Raw genomic sequence first — 14,098 nt, 5'->3', positions numbered from 1 at the left:
AGCCCGTCCGCGCCGCCCGGCGCCCGCGGTCAGACGTCGCCGTACACGCCCTCGAACACGTCGCGGTACGCCGCGGCGAGGCGCAGCGGGTCGTGCCGGGCCGTGCCGTCGCCCCGCCGCACCTGGCGCATGAGCAGCCGCGCGCCCATGGCCTTGGCGGCGTCGGCGAGCCCGTCCACGTCCTCCACGGCCGACGGGTCCGCGAGCACCGCGTCCACGGTCAACCCGGGGGCGTGCCGGTGCAGCGCCTCGAGGTGGTCGGTCGCGGTCAGCCCCTGCGTCTCGCCCCGCTCGGCCGCGAGGTTGAGCGTGACGCACACACGCGCGTCCGTCTCGTGCAGCGCCTGCGCCAGCTCGGGCACCATGAGGTGCACCAGGACCGACGAGTACCAGGAGCCCGGCCCGAGGACGACCCAGTCCGCCGCGCGCACGGCCTCGACGGCCTCGGGACACGCCGGCGGGTCGGCGGGCACCAGCCGGAGCTGCTCGATCCGGCCCTCGGTCAGCGCGACCTCGCTCTGCCCGACGACGGTCTCGATCGACGTCCCGCCACCGTGATCGCGGCGGACGTCCGCCTCCACGACGAGCGGGACGGACGCCATCGGCAGCACGCGCCCGCGCGCCCCGAGGAGGCGACCCACCCAGTCCAGGCCGCTCACGGTGTCGCCCAGCAGCTCCCACAGCGCGACGATCATGAGGTTGCCCATCGCGTGCTTGTCCAGGCTGCCGCCGGACACGAACCGGTGCTGCAGGAGATCGCTCCAGGTGCGGCCCCACTCCGAGTCGTCGCACAGGGCCGCGAGCGCCATGCGCAGGTCGCCGGGCGGCAGCACGTCCAGCTCGTCGCGGAGCCGTCCCGACGAGCCGCCGTCGTCGGCGACGGTGACGACGGCGGTGAGCCGGTCCGACATCAGCCGCAGCGCGGACAGGCTCGCGAACAGCCCGTGACCGCCGCCCAGCGCCGCCACCGCGGGCGCGCCGAGGCTCGTGGCCGGCGTCGTCACTCCTTCCCCAGGTCGCGCGCCGTGAGGGTGACCCGCTGGCCGGCGTCGCGCAGCCGCTGGGCGATCTCCCCCGCGATCGCGACAGAGCGGTGCTTGCCCCCCGTGCACCCGACGGCGATCGTCACGTACCGCTTCTCCTCGGCCAGGTAGCCCGCGAGCACGGGCTCGAGCGCCGCCACGTACCGGTCCACGAACTCGCGCGCGCCGGGGCGGTCCAGCACGTACTCCCGCACGGGCGCGTCGCGGCCCGTGAGGTGCCGCAGCTCGGTGATCCAGTACGGGTTCGCCAGGAAGCGCACGTCCACCACGTGGTCGGCGTCCAGCGGGATGCCGTACTTGAACCCGAACGCCAGGACGTTCACGCGCAGCGCCTCGGGAGCGCCGTCCGCGACGGCCGCGCGCACCTCCCGCGCCAGGTCGTGCACGGACAGCTCCGACGTGTCGATGACCACGTCGGCACGCTCCTCGATCGAGGCGAGCCGGCGACGCTCCTCGCCGATGCCGTCCAGGATGCGACCCTCGCCCTGCAGCGGGTGCGGGCGCCGCACGCTCTCGTACCGGCGCACCAGCGTCTCGTCCCGCGCGTTCAGGAACAGGATCCGGTAGTTCACCCCGGCGTCGCGCAGGTGCTGCAGCGCCCGGGTGAGCTCGGCGAAGTACTCCCGCCCGCGCACGTCCACGACCACGGCGAGGCGCTCCACCGAGGACCCGGAGCGGGTCATGAGGTCCACGAGGGGCACCATCATCAGCGGCGGGAGGTTGTCGACCACGAACCAGTCGAGGTCCTCCAGCACGCCGGCGGCACGCGACCGGCCAGCTCCGGACATGCCGGTGATGATCAGCACCTCCGGCTCCGACTGCTCCGGCGCGTGCGTCGTGGCCTCGATCTCGGGGATGCCCTGCGGGACGGTGGTGGGCGACGGCTCGCTCATGCGCCCAGCATGCCAGCGCCCGACCCGTCCTGGCCGCCCGGCGCGCGGCTCCCGTCGTCCGCGGACGCCCCGACGGGGGCCGCACGGCCGTCCTCGGCCGACCCGGCGCCCGCGTCCCCGCCGAGCGCCGCGACGACCGCCTCGGCGGTCCGCCGCCCCATGCCGCGCACCGCGGCGATCTCGTCGACGCTCGCCGCGCGCAGCCGCTTCACGGAGCCGAACGTGGCCAGGAGGGCCTTGCGCCGCGCGGGCCCGAGCCCCGGCACGTCGTCGAGAGCCGACGCGGTCATGCCCTTGCTGCGCCGCCTGCGGTGCTGGGTGATGGCGAACCGGTGCGCCTCGTCCCGCACGCGCTGGAGCAGGTACAGGCCCTCCGACGAGCGCTGCAGGATCACCGGGTAGTCCTCGCCGGGCAGCCAGACCTCCTCGAGCCGCTTCGCCAGGCCGCACAGGGCGACGTCGGTGACGCCGAGCTCGTCAAGGGCGCGCTGGGCCGCCGCGACCTGGGGCGGGCCGCCGTCGACGACCACGAGGTTGGGCGGGTACGCGAACCGCTTGCGCTCCCCCGGCTCCTCGGCGGAGACCTCGCCCGACCGCGGGCGGGCGACCCCCCGGACGTCGCCGCCCGGCTCCCGCTCGTCGCCGTCGTCGAGCTCCACGTCGCCCGCCGCCAGCCGGTCCGACAGGTAGCGGCGGAACCGTCGCGTGATCACCTCGTGCATGGCGGCGGTGTCGTCCCGCGCCCCGTCGCCCTCGGGCCCCCGCACCGAGAACGTGCGGTACTCGCTCTTGCGCGCCAGCCCGTCCTCGAAGACGACCATCGACGCGGACTGGTACGTGCCCTGGGTGTGCGAGATGTCGTAGCACTCGATCCGCAGCGGCGCGGACTCCAGCCCGAGCGCCTCCTGGATCTCGCGCAGCGCCTGGCTGCGGGTGGTGAGGTCCCCCGCGCGCCGCGTGCGGTGCAGGTTCAGGGCGTGCTCCGCGTTGGCCTTCACGGTGCCCGCCAGGTCGCGCTTGTCCCCGCGCTGCGGCACCCGCAGCTCCACGCGGGCGCCCCGCAGCCCCGTGAGCCACGCCGTCATCTGCTCCGGGTCCGGCGGGAGCACGGGCACCAGGACCTCCCGCGGGAGGGCGGAGCGCGCCTCCCGCCGGGCCTCGGCCCGCACGTGGGCGTCCTCCACCACCTCGTCGGCGGCGGCCCGCGCGTCCTCCACCGCGCCGTAGACCTGCTGCAGCAGGTGCTCGACCAGCTCCGCGTCGGTGACGTCCTCGACCTTCTCCACGATCCAGCCGCGCTGCCCGCGGATGCGGCCGCCGCGCACGTGGAACACCTGCACCGCGGCCTCGAGCTCGTCCCCCGCCAGGGCGAAGACGTCGGCGTCGGTCGCGTCCGGCAGCACCACCGCGTTCTTCTCGGTGGCGCGGCGCAGCGCCTGGATGTCGTCGCGCAGCCGGGCCGCCTGCTCGTACTCCATCGACGCGGCGGCCTCGTTCATGCGCGCGGTGAGCCGCCGCTCGAAGCGCTGGGTGTCCCCCGCCATGAAGTCGCAGAAGTCCTGCGCCAGCTGCTTGTGGTCGTCCACGCCGATGCGACCGACGCACGGCGCCGAGCACTTGTCGATGTACCCCAGCAGGCACGGCCGGCCGGTCTGCTGCGCCCGCCGGTAGACGCCGGCGGAGCAGGTGCGGACCGGGAAGACGCGCAGCAGCAGGTCGAGCGTCTCGCGGATCGCCCACGCGTGCCCGTACGGCCCGAAGTACCGCGTGCCCGGGCGCTTGGCGCCGCGCATCACCTGGGCGCGCGGCACCTCCTCCGCCATCGTCACCGCGAGGTACGGGTACGACTTGTCGTCGCGGTACTTCACGTTGAAGCGCGGGTCGTACTCCTTGATCCACGAGTACTCCAGCGCCAGGGCCTCGACCTCGGTGCCCACCACCGTCCACTCGACCGACGCCGCGGTCGTGACCATCGTCTGCGTGCGGTGGTGCAGGTGCGCGACGTCCTGGAAGTAGCTCGACAGCCGCGCCCGGAGGTTCTTCGCCTTGCCCACGTAGATGACGCGGCCGTGCACGTCGCGGAACCGGTAGACGCCGGGCGACGTGGGGATCTCCCCCGGCTTCGGGCGGTAGGTCGCTGGGTCGGCCATGCCGTCAGCCTAGGTCAGGCCACCGACGCCTCCGACGGCTACTTCATCGTGCCTGCCGACACCGAGCCCTGGAGCTGCCGCTGGAAGATCAGGTAGGCGATGAGCACCGGGACGATCGTGATCACCACGGCGGCGAACATCGCGCCGAAGTCGACCGCGTAGCCCGCGGACGACACGAACGCCGCCAGCCGCTGGGAGAGCACCCAGTTCTCCGAGTTGGGGTTCAGGGCGACGGGCAGGATGAACTGGTTCCACAGGCCGAGGAAGTTGAAGATCGCCACCGACGCCATGCCCGGTGTCGCCATCGGGAGCATGACCTGGAAGAACGTGCGCCAGTTCCCGGCGCCGTCGATCGCGGCGGCCTCCGCGATGTCGTCCGGCAGCCCGCGGAAGAAGGCGTACAGGAAGAACACCGTGAACGGCAGGGCGAACGCCACGTACGTGACGATCAGCCCCGGCAGGGACCCGAGCAGGCCGATGTTGTCCAGCACGAAGAACAGCGGGACGATCGCGAGGAACACCGGGAAGGTCAGCCCGGCGAGCATCAGGTAGTAGATCGCCCGTCTCCCCCGGAACTCGAAGCGCGCGAGGACGTACGCGCACATCGACCCGAGCAGCATGACCAGCACCAGCGCGCTCCCCACCACGATGATCGTGTTGGCGAACGCCCGGCCGATCTCGGCGTCGGTCCACGCCGTGCTGTAGTTCGTCCAGCTCCACTCGGCGGGCAGCGAGAACGGCGACCCGAAGATCTCCGAGCTGGTCTTGAACGAGCCGATGACCACCCACACCATCGGCGCGATCACCAGCACGCACCAGATCCCGAGGACGGTGTGGGACATCCCCGCCACCGTGCGGTCGCCCCGGCCGCGCCGCGCGTCGCGCGCGTCGCCCGCGCTCCCCGCCGCCGCCGGCGTCTTCGTCACGGTGGTCATCGTCGCCCTCCCTCGCCCTTGCCCCCGGTCAGTCGGTTCACGGTGAAGACCAGCGCGGCGAAGACCAGTGTGACGATCGCCATCGCCACGCCCATGGCGCTCGCGTAGCCGAACTTGCCCTCCGTGAAGGCGGTCCGGAAGAGCTGCTGGGACATCACCAGCGTGCTGTTGTCGGGCCCGCCCTGCGGGTTGAGCGCCTGCACGTACACGAACAGGTCGAGCGCGGTGATCCCGAGGTAGATGTATGCCGTCTGCACGTTGTCCCGGATCAGCGGGAGCGTGATCGACCACGACGTGCGCATCCGCCCCGCGCCGTCGATCCGTGCCGCCTCGTAGATCTCGGCCGGCACGCCCTTGATCGCCGCGATGAACAGGAGCATGTAGAAGCCCACGAAGCCCCACACCACGACGAGCATCGTGACCGGCATCGCCGTGCTCACGTTGCCCAGCCACGCGAAGGACTGGAAGCGGTCGAGCCCCAGGGCCGTCAGCACCCCGTTGACGAGGCCGTTGCTCGGGTCGAGGATCAGGCGCCACATGATGCCGACGGCGATCGCCGGGATCACGTAGGGGAACAGGGAGACCACGCGGTAGAACCCGGAGCCGCGGACCCCCCGGATCTGGCCCTTCGCCGAGCCGCCGACGGTGATGAGGATCGCGAACGTCAGCGCGATCCCGATGGTGATGAGCGGGATGAAGATACCGAACATCACGCTGTTGCCGACCGCGTTGACGAAGCGCGGGTCGGTCAGCAGGGCCACGAAGTTGTCGAGCCCGACGAAGTTGAACTCCGCCGAGAAGCCGGACCAGTCGGTCATCGCGTAGAACGCGGCCTGGACGAACGGCCAGATCACGAAGATCAGGAAGAGCGCCAGCGGCAGGCCGAGGAACACCACGAAGAAGCTGACGCTGTCGAAGGACGCCTTGCCGACCCGCCGCTTGCGGGGCCCGTCGCCGGGCCCCGCAAGCGTCCCCTCCGAAGCGGGCAGCGCCCGTCCCGGGATGGCCGTCATGACACCTCGATCTTGTCGATCGTGTCGTCCTCGCGGATACGGTCGCTGATCGCCTGCAGCTCCTTCGTCAGGTCGGCGACCGACTTCTTGCCGTCCAGGAACGAGTTCCAGATCGGCAGCTGCTCCTGGTTCATGCCGTAGGTGTTGACGAAGTTGAAGGTGTAGATGTCGCTCCCGGCGGCGCTGAGCATGTCCGTCTGGGACACGAGCGCCGTCGACCCGAACCCGTCGGCGGGGACGATGTCCTTGACGATCGTGGGGGCGAGCTTCGTCTTGGAGAAGTTCGTCGCGGACTCCTTCGAGAGCATGACCCGCAGCAGCTCCTTGCCGCCCGCCACGCTCTTCGCGTCCGTCGGGACGATGAAGGGCTCGCCGGCCGTCGAGTGGAGCGCGGTGGGTGCCATCTGGGCGCCCGACGTGACCGAGAAGCTGGGGACGCCCATCATCTGGAAGTCCGGCGCGGTCTGGTCCTTCATCTCGTTCTCGATCCACGACCCCGACGGGTAGAGCAGCGCCTCCATCTTGTTGCTCCACTGCGCCTGGGCGGCGGTGAACTGCGTGCCCGAGCCGCCGGGCTTGAAGTACCCGAGGTCGATGATCTCCTTCATGATCGCGAAGGTCGCCTGCACGGCGTCGTTCGACCACGAGCCGGGCTCGAGGTTCTCGAGCGCGAGGCGCACCTCGTCCCCGCCCTCCTTGATCGCCGACTCGATCGCCAGGGTCTGGTAGTAGGTCGCGGCCTCGGTGCCCCACAAGAAGAGGTACTTGCCGGCCTTCTTCGCCTCGGCGCCGAGGGCCTTCGCCTCCTCCCAGGTGGCGGGCGGCTGCCAGCCGTTGTCCTCGAAGAGCGACCCCGAGTACCAGACGCCGTAGACGGTGAGCACGTAGTTGAGGGCGGCGAACTTGTCCCCGTAGGTGCCTGGTGCGAGCACGCCCTCGTAGAGGGTGTCGCGAATGGTCGTGCCCTCGACGTTCGGGGCGTCGATGACGTCCGTGAGGTCCTCGAGCTGGTCCAGGATGGTGTTGAAGCCGATCGACTGGGCGCCGGAGTTGTCGATGAGGTCCGGCGGGTTGCCGCCCACGAACCGGGGCTGAAGCTCGGTGGCGATCTGCGTGGAGGGCGAGACCTTCACCGTGGAGCCCGCGTGCAGGCCCGCGAAGACCTCGCCCGCGAACTCGACGTAGTCGACGCCGTAGCCGCCGTCGAAGATCACGGCGTCCACGGTGGTGTTCTCGGCCATGCCGAACGGGTTCTTCGGGTCCGCGTCGCCCGTGGGCGCCGCGCTCGTCGCGCCCGTCTCGCCGCCGCCGCCGGTGGCGCACGCGGCGAGCGGAAGGCCGAAGGGGACCGCCGCGGCCGTGTACATCACGGCCCGGAGGACGGTCCGGCGGGAGGGGTCGGGGGCGGAGCTGCTGGAGTGGGAGGTGATGTTCCTGGTCATCGTCGTTGGTGCCCTTCGTGTCAGGGTGCGCCGGTCAGCGACCCGTCAGCCGGTGACGCCGTGTCCCGCGCCGTGGACCCTTCGCCAGACCTCCTCGTCTCGCGCGGCAGCGGACCGTCCCCCGGGAGCGTCGTTGCTCCCGAGGCCGTGGCGGCGCCCCGAGCCGTGGCCGGGTCGGCCGCGGTACGGGGTGCGTGACACCCCCGAGGGTGGGATCGCGTGAGCGTGGCCGCACAGGGTCCAGACGTCCACATCGCTCACGGAACTTTCTCCCATCCTTGGAGGGATGGATGGAAAGTATTCACCGGTGGACCGCACGTCAATATGTGACGCGCACCTGTAACCGGACTGGTACCGACCTTCACCCTCCCGGCAACAGCACGGTCAGAGGGCGGGCGTCGACAACCGCACCGGGGCCGGCTCGATCAGCACCGAGAAGTTCACCGACCTCGAGATGAAGCACAGCGCGTGCGCGCGGTGGTGCAGCTCGGCCACGGCGTCGTCCGTCGCGTGCTCCCCCGGGTCCACCGTGACCCGGGGCCGCAGGGTGACGTCGGTGAACTGGCCCTCGCCGCGGGACTCCACCCGCATCGTGCCCGTCGTGTCGTCGACGTACTCCCGCACCACGAGCCCGCGCTCCGCCGCGAGATGCAGGAACCACAGCATGTGGCACTGCGCGAGGCTGACGACGAACAGCTCCTCCGGGTTGTACCGGGTCGGGTCCCCCCGGAAGGCGGGGTCGGCGCTGCCGGGCAGCGGCGGCTTGCCGGTCAGGCGCACCTGGTGGTCCCGCGAGTACGACGTGTACGACGTCGTCCCCGCGGCACCACCGCCGCCCGTGTCCGGGTCGGGCCAGGCGACGGTGACGGCGTAGTTGTGGTGCGCACCCATGGCCACACGCTAGGGCGTCAGGCGGCGCTGCGCTTTCCGGACCGCTTCGTCGCCGGCTTGCGCTCGGCCTTCCCGGTCGAGCCTTCCTTCGACGTGCCCTTCGACGCCGTGCCCTTCGCGCTCTTCGACGCGGTGCCCTTCGACGCGGTCCCCTTCGCCGATCCACGTGTCCTGGGCGCGGACGACGCCGACGTCGCGGCGGCGCTGCGTGCCCGCGGTCGGGCCGCCGTCGGCACGGCGGGGTGCTCGTCGAAGATCGGCGCCAGGAAGCGGCCCGTGTGGCTCGCGTCGACCCGCGCGACGTCCTCCGGCGTCCCCTCCGCCACGACCGTGCCGCCGCCGGAGCCGCCCTCGGGGCCCATGTCGACGACCCAGTCGGCGCTCTTGATGACGTCGAGGTTGTGCTCGATCACGAGCACGGTGTTGCCCTTCTCGACCAGGGACTGCAGGACGCCGAGGAGCTTGCGGATGTCCTCGAAGTGCAGGCCGGTGGTCGGCTCGTCCAGCACGTAGATGGTCCGCCCCGTCGAGCGCTTCTGCAGCTCGCTCGCCAGCTTCACGCGCTGCGCCTCGCCGCCCGACAGGGTCGGCGCCGGCTGCCCGAGGCGCACGTACCCCAGCCCCACCTCGGACAGGGTGGTGAGGTAGCGCGAGATTGCCGGGAACGCGGCGAAGAACTCCGCGGCCTCCTCGATCGGCATGTCCAGCACGTCCGCGACCGTCTTGCCCTTGAAGTGCACCTCGAGCGTCTCGCGGTTGTACCGCGCGCCGTGGCACACCTCGCACGGCACGTACACGTCCGGGAGGAAGTTCATCTCGATCTTGAGCGTGCCGTCGCCCGCGCACGCCTCGCAGCGCCCGCCCTTGACGTTGAACGAGAAGCGGCCGGGCCCGTAGCCGCGGACCTTCGCCTCCTCGGTCTCGGCGAAGATCTTGCGGATCCGGTCCCAGACGCCGGTGTACGTGGCCGGGTTCGAGCGCGGCGTGCGCCCGATCGGCCCCTGGTCGACGTGCACCACCTTGTCGAGCTGGTCCATGCCCGTGACGCGGGTATGCCGGCCGGCCACCTGCCGTGCCCCGTTGAGCTCGTTCGCGAGCACGGTGTGCAGGATCGAGTTCACCAGCGTCGACTTGCCCGAGCCCGAGACCCCCGTGACCGCGGTGAGCACGCCGAGCGGGAAGGAGACGTCGATCCCCCGCAGGTTGTTCTCGCGCGCCCCGACGACCGTCACCTCACGGCCCGGCTCCGTCGCACGTCGCTGGGCCGGCAGGGCGATGCTCCGGCGCCCGGAGAGGTAGGCGCCCGTCATCGACCCCTCGGCCTCCAGCAGGCCGGCGTAGTCGCCCGAGTGCACGACGCGCCCGCCGTGCTCGCCCGCGCCGGGGCCGACGTCGACGATCCAGTCCGCCGCGCGGATGGTGTCCTCGTCGTGCTCGACGACGATCAGGGTGTTGCCGAGGTCCCGCAGCCGCGTGAGCGTCTCGATCAGGCGACGGTTGTCGCGCTGGTGCAGGCCGATCGACGGCTCGTCGAGCACGTAGAGCACGCCCACCAGGCCGGAGCCGATCTGCGTCGCGAGCCGGATGCGCTGCGCCTCGCCGCCCGACAGGGTGCCCGCAGGGCGCTCGAGCGACAGGTAGTGCAGGCCGACGTCGACGAGGAAGCCGAGCCGCGCGTGGATCTCCTTGAGCACCTCGACCGCGATGGCACGCTCGCGCTCGCCCAGCTCGAGGCCGTCGAGGAAGTGCTTCGCCTCGTCGATCGGCAGGCGGCACACGTCCCAGATCGACTTCCCGCCGACCGTGACCGCGAGGACCTCCGGCTTGAGGCGCGCGCCGGAGCAGACCGGGCACGGGACCTCGCGCATGTAGGCCTCGTACTTCTCCTTCGACCAGTCGGACTCGGTCTCCCGGTGGCGGCGCTCCAGGAACGTCACCGCGCCCTCGAACCCGGTCGAGTACTGCCGCTCACGGCCCCACCGGTTCTTGTAGCGCACGTGCACCTGATGGTTGCGGCCGTACAGGATCGCGTCGCGGGCACGCTGCGGCAGCGCGCGCCACGGCACGTCCATGGAGAAGCTCATCTCCTCCGCGAGGGCGGTGAGCACGCGCTCGAAGTACTCCGAGGACGTCAGCGCCCACGGCACGACGGCGCCCTCGCGCAGCGTCTTCTCCTCGTCCGGCACGACGAGGTCGGCGTCGACCTCCAGCCGGAAGCCGATGCCCGTGCACTCCGGGCACGCGCCGTACGGGGCGTTGAAGGAGAACGTCCGCGGCTCGATCTCGTCGAGGGCGAGCGGGTGGTCGTTGGGGCACGCGCGCTTCTCGGAGAACTTGCGCACCCGGCCCAGGTCGTCGATGTCGGCGTCGACGAGCTCGACCATGACGAGGCCGCCGGCGAGGCGCAGGGCGGTCTCGACGGAGTCGGTGAGGCGCCGCTGCACGCCGTCGCGCGAGACGAGCCGGTCCACCACGACCTCGATGTCGTGCTTGAGCTTCTTCTCCAGCGTGGGCGGGCTGGTCAGCTGCACGACCTCGCCGTCCACCCGCGCCCGGGCGAAGCCCTGCGTCTGGAGCTCGGCGAACAGGTCCGCGTACTCGCCCTTGCGGCCGCGCACGACCGGCGCGAGCACCTGGTAGCGGGTGCCTTCCGGGAGCTCCAGCAGCTTGTCCACGATCTGCTGCGGCGTCTGCGAGCGCACCGGCTCCCCGCACACCGGGCAGTGCTGCGTCCCCGCGCGCGCGAACAGCAGGCGCAGGTAGTCGTAGACCTCCGTGATCGTGCCGACGGTCGACCGCGGGTTGCGGTTGGTCGACTTCTGGTCGATCGACACGGCGGGCGACAGGCCCTCGATGAAGTCGACGTCGGGCTTGTCCATCTGCCCCAGGAACTGGCGGGCGTACGCGGAGAGCGACTCCACGTAGCGGCGCTGACCCTCGGCGAAGATCGTGTCGAACGCCAGCGAGGACTTGCCCGAGCCGGACAGACCGGTGAAGACGATCAGCTCGTCACGCGGGAGGTCGAGCTCGACGTTACGGAGGTTGTGCTCGCGGGCGCCGGAGATGACGAGGCGGTTGCTCACCCGGGCATCCTACGTCGGCGCACCGACACTCGTACAGGCGTTCTATGCCCCCGAGGGTGCGGGACCGGTCACACCGAGGCCCGCCCGCCGGCCTCTCGCCGGCGCGCCGGACGCTCCCCGCCCGCGGGGCGTCCGGGTGCTTGGATACCGCCATGTCCGTCTTCGCCGTCACGTACGTCTACGTCACCGACCCCGACCGCCTCGCCGAGGTCCGGCCCGAGCACCGCGAGTTCCTGCGCGACCTCCACGCGCGGGGCGAGCTGCGCGTGTCCGGCCCGCTGCCCGCCACCCCGGACGGCGAGCCCGGGGGCGCGCTCCTCCTCGTCGAGGCCGAGGACGCCACGGCCGCCCTCGAGCTGCTCGGCGCCGACCCGATGCGCCGGGAGGGCCTGGTCGCGCACCGCGCGGCGCGCGAGTTCGTCCCCGTCATCGGCGGCTTCGCCGCCTGACGTCGCGCGGCCGGGCCACGGCGCCACCGGCGACGCACACGACGAGGGCCCGGACGGTGCGCCGTCCGGGCCCTCGTCGCGCCGTGGTCGTGCCGTGGTCGTGCCGGTGTCGCCCCGCGGCCGGCACGGGTGCGGTCAGTGACCGGTCGCGTCCTCGCGCGTCGCGTCCGCCTCCGTCGCCCCGCCCGACGTCGCGGCGTCCTCCGCCGCCGCCACCGCGGCCGTCCGGCGCGTCTTGGCGAGGCTCGCGACCGTGGCGACGGCGATCGAGCCGAGGATCACCGTCAGCGACGCCCAGATCGGGATCTCCGGCGCCCACGCGACGTGCTCGCCGCCGTTGATGAACGGCAGCTCGTTGGTGTGCAGCGCCTCGAGGATGAGCTTGACCCCGATGAACCCGAGGATGACCGCGAGCGCGATCGGCAGGTACACGAGGCGCTCCAGGAGGCCGCCCAGGAGGAAGTAGAGCTGGCGCAGGCCCATCAGGGCGAAGATGTTCGCGGTGAAGACGATGAACGGGTCCTTCGTCAGCCCGAAGATCGCGGGGATCGAGTCGAGCGCGAACAGCAGGTCGGTCGACCCGATCGCGACGAAGACGACGAGCATCGGGGTGAACAGCCGCTTGCCGTCCACGACCGTGCGCACCTTGGCGCCGTCGTACTTCTCGCTCAGCGGCAGCACTCGCCGCAGCATCCGGATCGCTACGTTCTCCTTGTACTCGTCCTCGTCGTCCCCCGCGACCAGCTTGACCGCGGTGTAGATGAGGAAGGCACCGAACAGGTAGAACACCCACACGAACTGCTCGAGGATGGCCGCGCCCGCCAGGATGAACGCGCCGCGCAGCACGAGCGCGATGATGATGCCCACCATCAGCACCATCTGCTGGTGCTGCTTGGGCACCGCGAAGCGCGACATGATGATGACGAAGACGAACAGGTTGTCGACGCTCAGCGAGTACTCGGTGAGCCAGCCCGCGTAGAACTCGCCGGCGGGCGCCGTGCCCCCGACCGCGAGCATGACCAGGCCGAACACGAGGGCCAGGCCCACGTAGAAGGCGACCCAGATGCCGCTCTCCTTCATGCTGGGCACGTGCGGCCGGCGGCCGACGATCACGAGGTCGACGGCCAGCAGCAGGATCAGCGCCGCGAGCGACGCCGCCTCGAACCAGAACGGCAGCTCGTGGATCATGCATCTCCTTCGGAGGACGAGGTCGCGCCGGCGCCGACGCGGCGGTCGCGCCGGTCACGGGCCAGGGAGGCGATCGTCGTGACGGCGAGCACCACCACGATGAACGCGAGCGACAGGGTGGTCGAGATCTCGGGGATGGCCTCGATGTGCTCCCCGCCGTTGATGAACGGCAGCTCGTTGGTGTGCAGGGCGTGGATGACCAGCTTGATGCCGATGAAGCCGAGGATCGCCGCGAGCCCGTAGTTGAGGTAGACGAGCCGGTCCAGCAGGCCGTCCACGAGGAAGTAGAGCTGGCGCAGGCCCAGCAGCGAGAACGCGTTCGCCGCGAACACCAGGTAGGTCTCCTGGGTGAGCCCGAAGATCGCGGGGATCGAGTCGACCGCGAACAGCAGGTCGGCGCTGCCGATCGCGACCATGACGATGAGCATCGGCGTGATGTACCGCTTGCCGTCGATCTTCGTCGTCATCTTGTCGCCGACGTAGGAGTCGGTCGTGGGGAACAGGCGGCGCGTCAGCCGCAGCACGCCGTTCTCGCTCCACTCGTCGTCGTGGCCGGTGCCCGAGCGGGCCTGGGCGATCGCCGTCCAGATGAGGAACGCGCCGAAGATGTAGAACACCCACGCGAAGTTCGCGATGATCGCGGCACCGGCGATGATGAAGACGGTGCGCAGCACGAGCGCGATCGTGATGCCGATGAGCAGCACGCGCTGCTGGTACTCCCGTGGCACCCGGAAGCTCGTCATGATGAGGACGAACACGAAGAGGTTGTCGACGCTCAACGACTTCTCGGTGATGTATCCGGCGAAGTACTCGCCGCCGTACGTCCCGCCCCACACGATCCACACGATCACGCCGAACACGACCGCCACGGCGACGTACGCCAGCGACCAGGTGGCCGACTCGCGCAGCGTCGGGGCGTGCGGTGTCCGCACATGGCCGAGGTAGTCGACGGCGAGCATCGCCAGGATGACGGCGACGGTGACGATCCAGACCCACACGGGCACGATCACG

General features: G+C 71.2%; 11 protein-coding genes. 1 reads left to right on the top strand and 10 read right to left on the bottom strand.

Features of this window, described 5'->3' with window-relative positions; all coding sequences use genetic code 11:
* Positions 1-29 precede the first annotated feature (29 nt).
* The 8 genes from ACQFYA_RS10335 to uvrA all read right to left on the bottom strand — a co-directional run bounded on the left by ACQFYA_RS10335 (position 30) and on the right by uvrA (position 11,450).
* Entirely contained in the window at positions 30-1,004 is a 975-nt protein-coding gene (locus ACQFYA_RS10335) for a gluconeogenesis factor YvcK family protein (protein WP_499123728.1), read from the bottom strand.
* On the bottom strand, positions 1,001-1,936 hold the full coding sequence (gene rapZ, locus ACQFYA_RS10330; protein WP_499123725.1) for an RNase adapter RapZ: 936 nt from the start codon (positions 1,934-1,936) through the stop codon (positions 1,001-1,003). The genes ACQFYA_RS10335 and rapZ overlap by 4 nt, the downstream gene beginning before the upstream one ends.
* The gene (gene uvrC, locus ACQFYA_RS10325; protein ID WP_499123724.1) at positions 1,933-4,086 is read right to left on the bottom strand and encodes an excinuclease ABC subunit UvrC; all 2,154 of its coding nucleotides are present in this window, start codon (positions 4,084-4,086) and stop codon (positions 1,933-1,935) included. The genes rapZ and uvrC overlap by 4 nt, the downstream gene beginning before the upstream one ends.
* A 38-nt stretch (positions 4,087-4,124) precedes the next feature.
* Positions 4,125-5,021: a carbohydrate ABC transporter permease gene (locus ACQFYA_RS10320; RefSeq protein ID WP_499123723.1), complete on the bottom strand. Its 897-nt coding sequence runs from the start codon at positions 5,019-5,021 to the stop codon at positions 4,125-4,127.
* Positions 5,018-6,034 (bottom strand): carbohydrate ABC transporter permease, encoded by a 1,017-nt coding sequence (locus ACQFYA_RS10315; protein ID WP_499123721.1) that lies wholly within the window; start codon positions 6,032-6,034, stop codon positions 5,018-5,020. Before ACQFYA_RS10315 ends, ACQFYA_RS10320 begins: the two co-directional genes overlap by 4 nt.
* Entirely contained in the window at positions 6,031-7,476 is a 1,446-nt protein-coding gene (ngcE, locus tag ACQFYA_RS10310) for an N-acetylglucosamine/diacetylchitobiose ABC transporter substrate-binding protein (RefSeq protein WP_499123720.1), read from the bottom strand. The genes ACQFYA_RS10315 and ngcE overlap by 4 nt, the downstream gene beginning before the upstream one ends.
* A 384-nt stretch (positions 7,477-7,860) precedes the next feature.
* Positions 7,861-8,367 (bottom strand): OsmC family protein, encoded by a 507-nt coding sequence (locus tag ACQFYA_RS10305; RefSeq protein WP_499123718.1) that lies wholly within the window; start codon positions 8,365-8,367, stop codon positions 7,861-7,863.
* A 17-nt stretch (positions 8,368-8,384) separates the two neighbouring features.
* Positions 8,385-11,450 (bottom strand): excinuclease ABC subunit UvrA, encoded by a 3,066-nt coding sequence (gene uvrA / locus ACQFYA_RS10300; protein WP_499123716.1) that lies wholly within the window; start codon positions 11,448-11,450, stop codon positions 8,385-8,387.
* 152 nt (positions 11,451-11,602) lie between these two features.
* On the opposite strand from uvrA, the gene ACQFYA_RS10295 reads away from it, so the two are divergent.
* Positions 11,603-11,899, top strand: coding sequence for a YciI family protein (locus ACQFYA_RS10295; protein ID WP_499123714.1), 297 nt, complete (start codon positions 11,603-11,605; stop codon positions 11,897-11,899).
* A 135-nt stretch (positions 11,900-12,034) separates the two neighbouring features.
* Here the strand turns inward: ACQFYA_RS10295 and ACQFYA_RS10290 are convergent, their stop codons facing one another.
* Both ACQFYA_RS10290 and ACQFYA_RS10285 read right to left on the bottom strand, forming a co-directional pair.
* Positions 12,035-13,087 (bottom strand): TerC family protein, encoded by a 1,053-nt coding sequence (locus ACQFYA_RS10290; protein ID WP_499123712.1) that lies wholly within the window; start codon positions 13,085-13,087, stop codon positions 12,035-12,037.
* A complete protein-coding gene (locus ACQFYA_RS10285) occupies positions 13,084-14,097 on the bottom strand; it encodes a TerC family protein (RefSeq protein ID WP_499123709.1) in 1,014 nt (337 codons plus the stop codon). The genes ACQFYA_RS10290 and ACQFYA_RS10285 overlap by 4 nt, the downstream gene beginning before the upstream one ends.
* Position 14,098 lies beyond the last annotated feature (1 nt).

The sequence above is a fragment of the Promicromonospora sp. Marseille-Q5078 genome (genome assembly GCF_050315395.1).
Classification (GTDB): domain Bacteria; phylum Actinomycetota; class Actinomycetes; order Actinomycetales; family Cellulomonadaceae; genus Isoptericola.
Note: the sequence above shows the minus strand (reverse complement) of the source record. Positions and strands in the feature narration are given on the sequence as shown.

What these genes read in the sequence shown, in the direction of transcription:
- uvrC (WP_499123724.1), bottom strand. Translation starts at nt 4,086, where the DNA reads ATGGCCGACCCAGCGACCTACCGCCCGAAGCCGGGGGAGATCCCCACG.
- ACQFYA_RS10290 (WP_499123712.1), bottom strand. Translation starts at nt 13,087, where the DNA reads ATGATCCACGAGCTGCCGTTCTGGTTCGAGGCGGCGTCGCTCGCGGCG.
- ACQFYA_RS10315 (WP_499123721.1), bottom strand. Translation starts at nt 6,034, where the DNA reads ATGACGGCCATCCCGGGACGGGCGCTGCCCGCTTCGGAGGGGACGCTT.
- ACQFYA_RS10295 (WP_499123714.1), top strand. Translation starts at nt 11,603, where the DNA reads ATGTCCGTCTTCGCCGTCACGTACGTCTACGTCACCGACCCCGACCGC.
- rapZ (WP_499123725.1), bottom strand. Translation starts at nt 1,936, where the DNA reads ATGAGCGAGCCGTCGCCCACCACCGTCCCGCAGGGCATCCCCGAGATC.
- ACQFYA_RS10320 (WP_499123723.1), bottom strand. Translation starts at nt 5,021, where the DNA reads ATGACCACCGTGACGAAGACGCCGGCGGCGGCGGGGAGCGCGGGCGAC.
- ACQFYA_RS10305 (WP_499123718.1), bottom strand. Translation starts at nt 8,367, where the DNA reads ATGGGTGCGCACCACAACTACGCCGTCACCGTCGCCTGGCCCGACCCG.
- ngcE (WP_499123720.1), bottom strand. Translation starts at nt 7,476, where the DNA reads ATGACCAGGAACATCACCTCCCACTCCAGCAGCTCCGCCCCCGACCCC.